Here is a 6737-nt window from a genome sequence, read left to right as displayed (position 1 = left end):
AGTTTTCAAAGAACAAGTGTTTAGAGAGAATGATCTCTCAAAACTAAACAAAGTCGAAGTGCGTCCGTTAATGTTGCACCACATGGGTGCTGATAATTCTTCCTTAGAAAGGAGGTGATCCAGCCGCACCTTCCGATACGGCTACCTTGTTACGACTTCACCCCAATCATCTGCCCCACCTTAGGCGGCTGGCTCCCTTACGGGTTACCCCACCGACTTCGGGTGTTGCAAACTCTCGTGGTGTGACGGGCGGTGTGTACAAGGCCCGGGAACGTATTCACCGCGGCATGCTGATCCGCGATTACTAGCGATTCCGGCTTCATGCAGGCGAGTTGCAGCCTGCAATCCGAACTGAGAATGGTTTTATGGGATTCGCTTAACCTCGCGGTTTTGCAGCCCTTTGTACCATCCATTGTAGCACGTGTGTAGCCCAGGTCATAAGGGGCATGATGATTTGACGTCATCCCCACCTTCCTCCGGTTTGTCACCGGCAGTCACCTTAGAGTGCCCAACTGAATGCTGGCAACTAAGATCAAGGGTTGCGCTCGTTGCGGGACTTAACCCAACATCTCACGACACGAGCTGACGACAACCATGCACCACCTGTCACTCTGTCCCCCGAAGGGGAACCTTCTATCTCTAGAAGTGGCAGAGGATGTCAAGACCTGGTAAGGTTCTTCGCGTTGCTTCGAATTAAACCACATGCTCCACCGCTTGTGCGGGCCCCCGTCAATTCCTTTGAGTTTCAGTCTTGCGACCGTACTCCCCAGGCGGAGTGCTTAATGCGTTAGCTGCAGCACTAAAGGGCGGAAACCCTCTAACACTTAGCACTCATCGTTTACGGCGTGGACTACCAGGGTATCTAATCCTGTTCGCTCCCCACGCTTTCGCGCCTCAGCGTCAGTTACAGACCAGAGAGTCGCCTTCGCCACTGGTGTTCCTCCACATCTCTACGCATTTCACCGCTACACGTGGAATTCCACTCTCCTCTTCTGTACTCAAGTCCTCCAGTTTCCAATGACCCTCCCCGGTTGAGCCGGGGGCTTTCACATCAGACTTAAAAGACCGCCTGCGCGCGCTTTACGCCCAATAATTCCGGACAACGCTTGCCACCTACGTATTACCGCGGCTGCTGGCACGTAGTTAGCCGTGGCTTTCTGGTTAGGTACCGTCAAGGCGCGGGCAGTGACTCCCGCACTTGTTCTTCCCTAACAACAGAGCTTTACGATCCGAAAACCTTCATCACTCACGCGGCGTTGCTCCGTCAGACTTTCGTCCATTGCGGAAGATTCCCTACTGCTGCCTCCCGTAGGAGTCTGGGCCGTGTCTCAGTCCCAGTGTGGCCGATCACCCTCTCAGGTCGGCTACGCATCGTCGCCTTGGTGAGCCATTACCTCACCAACTAGCTAATGCGCCGCGGGCCCATCTGTAAGTGACAGCATAACCGTCTTTTATCTCCGAACCATGCGGTTCGAAAAGTTATCCGGTATTAGCTCCGGTTTCCCGGAGTTATCCCAGTCTTACAGGCAGGTTGCCCACGTGTTACTCACCCGTCCGCCGCTGACCTCCGAAGAGGTCCGCTCGACTTGCATGTATTAGGCACGCCGCCAGCGTTCGTCCTGAGCCAGGATCAAACTCTCCAAAAAGTAGTTTGACTAGCTCTTGTTTGTTGCTTAAACTAACGTTGGCACTTCGATTTGTTTAGTTTTCAAAGATCATTTTGTTGCCCGCTTCGTTTAGCGGCTTTAATAATATAACATGATGTTCCATCTCAGTCAACAACTTCTTTAAATGTTTTTTAAAAACATATTTAGTCGTTGTTAACAGCGACGCAGATAAATATACCACGTATGCAGAAACCCGGTCAATACTCTTTTTAATTTTTATTGCAATTGAATGATCTTTCCCTAAATATCTGTTTCAATTCATGGATGTCCTCTCCTATGCATACCTATAAGACAAGAACCATCCAGGACAAGGAGGCTTCCATATATGAATCGAATCTATGTCATACAGGGCAAGAAAATAAAGCAAACATTTATCGTAGCAATAGCTGCCCTATTTACGGCGGGTATTTTGTATGTAGAGAATGTTGTTCAATACCCCGTATTTTCAGCTATATCCGGTCCAAAGGCGATTTACAAAGGAGAATCCAAAGGGAACAAAGTAGCTCTTACGTTTGACGTCAGCTGGGGAGACGAAAAGGCTTTGCCAATTCTCGATTCATTAAAAAAGAATCGGGTATCAAACGCCACTTTCTTTGTATCTGCGTCCTGGGCTGAACGGCATCCGGCCATCGTTAAAAGAATGGTCAAAGACGGACACCAGATCGGAAGCATGGGATATGCTTATAAAAATTACACTTCCTTAAAACCGGAAGAAATTAAAAGAGACCTGATGCTCGCTCAAAAAACATTCGACCAGCTCAATATCAAAAAGATCCAGTACTTGCGGCCTCCAACAGGCAATTTCAACAAGCAAGTAATCGATATTGCAGATAGGTACGGACTTTCTGTTGTACATTACAGTGTCGATACGAACGACTGGACGAACCCGGGCGTTCAGAAAATTGCCCAGAATGCTACATCTCAAACCGGCGGAGGAGACATCATTCTGCTGCATGCTTCAGACTCAGCGAAACAAACGAAGGACGCAATTCCAATGATCATCAGAGACTTAAAAAGCAAAGGACTGGAAAATGTGACTGTAAATGAACTGGTCAGCAATACGGAATCTAAATCAAAAGAAGTAAAATAATCCCCACAACCCGCAGAGGGACTCTCCCGCTGCGGGTTTTTATTTTTATCCTGCAGGATACTTCTTGTTTAATATTCTCAATACACAGGGTAAAACTAGTACAAACGTAATAAGATTACAGGAGGATAACGTTTATGGACTTGCATAATGGAAATCTTTTTTGGCCGACAACATTAAATCCCGACAAAAGCATAAAAGGAAAAACTGATTTTGATCAGCATTATGATGTTGTAATTGTGGGAGGAGGAATGTCCGGTGCATTAGCGGCCTATACACTGGTGCAGGAAGGACTGCATGTTGCCATAATGGATAAGAGAGAGATGGCTGCAGGGAGCTCTTCGGCCAACACCGGCCTGCTTCAATTTTCAAACGATATTATGCTTCATGAATTAATTGATCAAATCGGAGAGCAAAAAGCCGTTCATTTTTATAAACTTTGCCAAAATGCGGTGGAGCAGCTGGATAAAGTCTCTAAAACCCTTCCAAGGGATCCAGATTTGATTCGCCGGAAAAGCATTTGCTATGCAAGCTCCAAAGAGGATGTACCGAAACTTCGCAAAGAGTATGAAGCATTAGCAAAGCACGGATTTCCGGTTGAATATTGGTCGGAGGAGGAAGTGGCAGAACATATGCCTTTCAAAAAACACGCCGCTCTTATTACATATGGAGATGCTGAAGTGAATCCGTATCGTTTCATCCACGGAATATTAGAGTACGTGCAGCAAAAAAATGTTCATTTGTTTGAACATACCGAATCAATTGAGATTGAAGAACATGAGGATCACGTAACCCTTCATACCTCTAAAGGAAATTTTTCCGCTTCCCATGTTATTTTTGCAACGGGATATGACTCCCCTCCTATCGATGAAAAAATAGGAGCGGATATTAATCGTTCCTATGCCATTGCAACCGAGCCGATTGAAGATTTATCTTTCTGGGAGGATAAAGCGATGATTTGGGAGACGAAACGCCCTTACCTTTATCTTCGCACAACCGCTGATAACCGAATTATTGCAGGAGGCTTAGATGAGGACAAACCGGAAGCCCCTCAAAGCGAGGAATGGATTGCCAACCGCGCAAACCGCCTTCTGCATGAATTAAGAAAGCTCTTTCCTGGTATCACTCTGAACATTGCCTATGCTTGGGGAGCAAGCTTTGGGGAATCGCTTGATAACCTTCCTTTCATAGGAAGACATCCCCATCAAAGCCGTCAGTATTACTTGCTTGGATATGGTGGAAACGGAACGGTTTACAGTATGCTCGGTTCCCATATTTTAAAGGATTTAATTCTGAACAAGCCTAATGAAGATGCAGAGATTGTGAAATTAGACCGATAAAAAAAAGGTTTGACCCTATTGGGGTCAGACCTTTTTTTATCCTTCAACTGCTTTGCGCTGCCCCATTTTTTTCTCAGCGGATCCACTGAACCGCGGAAGCATCATAAGCTGATAGGCATTGCAGCATAATAAAGATATGAGCATGAAATACAGCCAGTTTTGATCATTCTCTCTTAAGGCTGGAAACCACTCGACCGCGGTTCCTACAAACATAAAGAACAAAGCTGGAACAAAAGCGCCTTTATTTGTATCCTTTTGCTTAAAGTAAGCAATAACCAGGCATACAGCGAAAAAACCGGCAGCCGGCCATATATAGGGAAGGAGAGAACCTGAGTCTCCGAAGAATTGATACCGGAAATAAACCAAATCAAATAGGACAAATGCAATTAATACGAGCTGAACCGCATTCCATACGGAACCGAAAATCCCCATGCCAAACCGGTGCAGCGTCAAGTATGCAAAGAATCCCATTTGACTGATAATGCTGAACATCAGTCCTACCCCTATGAACCATATAAACGACGCGAGAATTTCATCGATCTGGAATTTCTGAAACGATCCTGCCTGCTGATCCCAGTTCAATATAAAGCCTGAAGCAATCGCTGCAATCGCACCGACGAGCAAGCTGGAAAAGAAAAACCTAACCCAATCCCTGCTTTTCATCTATCTTCCCCCATCCCCTTATCTGCTTTGATTTTACCAAGCCTCCTTAAAAATTGCTATACAGGGAATATTTTTCAGTTATAAAAACCGCCGCTTATTTCATATTAAGAATAGGAACTTGTGAAAGGAGCCCTTAGACCATGAAACAACTTATATTGCTCCTCATGATTAGTGCGCTTGCTATTGGAATGAATGGCTGTGCTCCTAAAGCGGAGGGCGCAAGTGAAATGGATTACGAAAAAACGAAAAAAATGGTTGTCGATATACTGAAAACGGACGAAGGGAAAACCGCTTTGCAGGAAGTATTAAAGGACGATCAGATGAAGCAGAACCTGGTAATGGATCAAAAGATGGTTTCTGAAACCATCACAAAAACCCTTACCTCTAAACAGGGGATGGAATTCTGGACTAAAATTTTTGAGGATCCTAAATTCTCCGAGGCATTTGCCCAAAGTCTTCAAAAGGAGCACGAAAAAGTCATTAAACAATTAATGACAGACCCGGACTATCAAAAAATGATGATTGAGATTCTGCAGAATCCAGAGATGGAAAAACAGATCGGTACCGTCATTAAAAGCCAGGAGTCCCGAAAATATATCCAGGAAGTCATTACCGAAACGTTAACCAGTCCATTATATAAATCCAAAATGCAGGAGGCTTTATTAAAAGCCGCACAGCAAATGGGGCAGCAGTCAGGCGGTTCCGGTGGACAGGAACAGGGCGGTGCTTCCGGGGGAAGTTCCGGTGAAAGCGGCGGCGGTTCAGGCGGACAGCAGTAATATGAAAAGCGCCCGGGTCCATTTACCCGGGCGCTTGCCATCAGTTAACGCCTGAAGGGACAAGGCTTGTAACTTTTTCTGCCATCTCCCTGTATATTTTACCTGTCGGATGGTCCTCTCCATAAACTGAAGGTGCAAAATCATTTTCATTCCAGTCAGGCTGGCGAAGCGGTATACGGCCAAGGATCGGCACGTTTAATTCCTCTGCAAGCTTATCTCCGCCGCCTTTACCAAATACATATTCTTTTTCACCCGTAGCCTTGCTTTCAAAGTAAGCCATATTCTCCACTACCCCGATTACTTCATGATCGGTTCTGAGTGCCATTGCTCCCGCTCTCGCAGCAACGAAGGCAGCTGTTGGATGCGGAGTGGAAACGATGATTTCCTTGCAGGAAGGAAGCATGGAATGAACGTCCAGCGCAACATCTCCGGTACCCGGCGGCAAGTCAAGAAGCAAGTAATCCAAATCGCCCCACTCTACTTCCTGGAAGAAGTTGTTCAGCATCTTGCCAAGCATCGGCCCCCTCCAGATAACCGGCGCATTGTCCTCCACAAAAAAGCCCATGGATATCACCTTAACTCCGAACCGCTCAACCGGAATGATGGAATCGCCCCGAAGCACAGGGCGGGTTGTGATCCCCATCATGTCCGGTACGCTGAATCCATATATATCAGCATCAATCAGTCCTACTTTTTTACCCAGACGTGCGAGTGCAACGGCCAAGTTGACGGAAACGGTTGATTTCCCAACGCCGCCTTTCCCGCTCGCGATTGCAATAAACGTCGGCTCTGCGCTTCCGGATAATAAACCTGGTGCAGATTCCTGCTTCGGCTGCAGGGAAGCAACCACTTCAGCCGGCAGCTCTTCAAACCTCAGACCTACCGTTTCTGCACCGGCTGCCTTCAATTTAGCTACCAGCTCCTGCTGCAGCTTCATCTGCTCAGGCGTGTTGATCTTGGCTATAGCAACTTTTAAACTGACATGATTTTTTTCAGGCTTCATTTTCAGTTCCTTAATTCCATCTACATCTTTCAGCGGTATATGTAAAAAAGGTTCTTCAATTTCTTCAGCGGCTTTTCTTATTTTATCTTCCTGCAGCATTCTCTTCACCCTTTTGAATTCGTTTACATTAGTATAACATATCCAATTAGATTGATCTGATTAAATGCCTGAGAAAAACATGTCCGAAGCAGAAGAGCC

General features: G+C 46.1%; 5 protein-coding genes and 1 rRNA gene. 3 read left to right on the top strand and 3 right to left on the bottom strand.

What is annotated here, in order from left to right:
* Positions 1–107: 107 nt before the first annotated feature.
* Positions 108–1646 (bottom strand): 16S ribosomal RNA (locus AS29_RS05630).
* 346 nt (positions 1647–1992) lie between these two features.
* On the opposite strand from AS29_RS05630, the gene pdaB reads away from it, so the two are divergent.
* Together pdaB and AS29_RS05620 are read left to right on the top strand one after the other, a co-directional pair.
* A complete protein-coding gene (gene pdaB / locus AS29_RS05625) occupies positions 1993–2757 on the top strand; it encodes a polysaccharide deacetylase family sporulation protein PdaB (RefSeq protein ID WP_035406930.1) in 765 nt (254 codons plus the stop codon).
* 134 nt (positions 2758–2891) lie between these two features.
* Complete coding sequence (locus AS29_RS05620) at positions 2892–4094, top strand: NAD(P)/FAD-dependent oxidoreductase (protein ID WP_035406927.1); 1203 nt, start codon at positions 2892–2894, stop codon at positions 4092–4094.
* A 36-nt stretch (positions 4095–4130) separates the two neighbouring features.
* Here the strand turns inward: AS29_RS05620 and AS29_RS05615 are convergent, their stop codons facing one another.
* The gene (locus AS29_RS05615) at positions 4131–4757 is read right to left on the bottom strand and encodes a KinB-signaling pathway activation protein (protein ID WP_035406925.1); all 627 of its coding nucleotides are present in this window, start codon (positions 4755–4757) and stop codon (positions 4131–4133) included.
* 140 nt (positions 4758–4897) lie between these two features.
* Here AS29_RS05615 and gerD point away from each other — a divergent pair, with 140 nt between their 5' ends.
* On the top strand, positions 4898–5536 hold the full coding sequence (gene gerD, locus AS29_RS05610; RefSeq protein ID WP_035406921.1) for a spore germination lipoprotein GerD: 639 nt from the start codon (positions 4898–4900) through the stop codon (positions 5534–5536).
* 40 nt (positions 5537–5576) lie between these two features.
* Here the strand turns inward: gerD and AS29_RS05605 are convergent, their stop codons facing one another.
* Positions 5577–6638 (bottom strand): Mrp/NBP35 family ATP-binding protein, encoded by a 1062-nt coding sequence (locus AS29_RS05605; protein ID WP_035406918.1) that lies wholly within the window; start codon positions 6636–6638, stop codon positions 5577–5579.
* Positions 6639–6737 lie beyond the last annotated feature (99 nt).

Origin of the sequence: Bacillus sp. SJS (genome assembly GCF_000732485.2) — a bacterium.
Taxonomy (GTDB): Bacteria; Bacillota; Bacilli; order Bacillales; family Bacillaceae; genus Metabacillus_B; species Metabacillus_B sediminis.
This window is presented reverse-complemented; position numbering and strand designations above follow the sequence as displayed.